The sequence below is a fragment of the Streptomyces sp. NPDC012935 genome, assembly GCF_042900345.1.
Classification (GTDB): Bacteria; Actinomycetota; Actinomycetes; order Streptomycetales; family Streptomycetaceae; genus Streptomyces.
Genome location: NZ_JBIBBC010000097.1, coordinates 1 through 1,204 on the forward strand (window position 1 = coordinate 1; position 1,204 = coordinate 1,204).

Genomic DNA, 1,204 nt, shown 5'->3' on the forward strand with positions numbered 1-1,204 from the left:
GGCCCCGGCATCGGCGTCCGTCCCCTACCGGAGGCCCTGCGACGCTTCACCACGGCCCGCAGGGACCTGTACCGCGCCTGAACGCAGCCCGGCGCCTCCGGCTCCGTACCCCGCCCGAGCGCACCGCCCGCCGCCCGCGCGACCTGTAGCCGTGCCGGCGCCGCCCAGCACCGCCCCGGCCCCGGTCCGGGGCGGCACGCCGTCACGTTAGATTTGGTCCGTGCTCTCACGCCTCACGCGCCCCCGGGCCCTCGCCGTCTGTGCGCTGCCGGTGGTGGCCCTGCTCGCCACCGCGGCCTTCGCGCCCCTGCCGTTCTCGCTGACGCAGCCCGGTCTGACGGCGAACGTGCTCGGCGACAACCGGGGCGAGCCGGTCATCACGATCTCCGGTGCTCCGACCCGCGACACCAGCGGCCAGCTGCGCATGACGACGATCGAGGCGACGTCGCCCGACACCACGGTGCGGCTCGGTGACGTGATCGACGCCTGGTTCAGCACCGACCAGGCGGTCATGCCGCGCGACTCGGTCTATCCCAGCGGACAGAGCACCCGGGAGATCGAGCGGTTCAACACCCGGCAGATGAAGGAGTCCCAGGACGACGCCACCGAGGCCGCTTTGACCTACCTCGACCTCGACGGCAAGGACGTCCGGGTCACCCTGAAGCTCGCGGACGTGGGCGGCCCGAGCGCCGGTCTGCTCTTCTCGCTCGGCATCGTCGACAAGCTCGACGGCGACGGCAGCGGCGGCGACCTCACGGGCGGCCGCGTCATCGCCGGCACCGGCACCATCGACCCGGACGGCAAGGTCGGCGCGGTCGGCGGGGTCTCCCTGAAGACGCAGGCCGCCCGGCGGGACGGCGCGACGGTGTTCCTGGTGCCGAAGGACGAGTGCGGCGACGCGAAGGCGGAACTCCCGAAGGGCCTGCGCCTGGTCCCGGTGACCACCCTGAAGGGCGCGATCGGCGCGCTCGACGCGCTCAGGACGGGCAAGGGCACGGTCCCGGCCTGCTGAGAACGGGAGCGCTACTTCACGAAGCCCTCCTGCTTCAGCCAGTCCAGCGCCACCTGGTGCGGGTCCTCCCCGTCGACGTCCACCTTCGCGTTCAGCTCCTGCGCCACCGTGTTGTCCAGCTTCTTCGTGATCGGGTCCAGGACGTCGGGGATCGCCGGCCACTTCCGCAGGGTCTTGGTGTTGATCATCGGG

At 72.3% G+C, this 1,204-nt stretch carries 2 protein-coding genes; one reads left to right on the forward strand and one right to left on the reverse strand.

Annotated elements, in window-relative coordinates:
* Positions 1-220 precede the first annotated feature (220 nt).
* Entirely contained in the window at positions 221-1,012 is a 792-nt protein-coding gene (locus ACFY5C_RS41805; protein WP_062665238.1) for a PDZ domain-containing protein, read from the forward strand.
* 11 nt (positions 1,013-1,023) lie between these two features.
* On the opposite strand, the gene ACFY5C_RS41810 is transcribed toward ACFY5C_RS41805, so the two are convergent.
* Positions 1,024-1,204, reverse strand: a 181-nt coding sequence (locus ACFY5C_RS41810) for a glycine betaine ABC transporter substrate-binding protein (RefSeq protein ID WP_389455324.1), incomplete at its 5' end; no start/stop codon positions are given.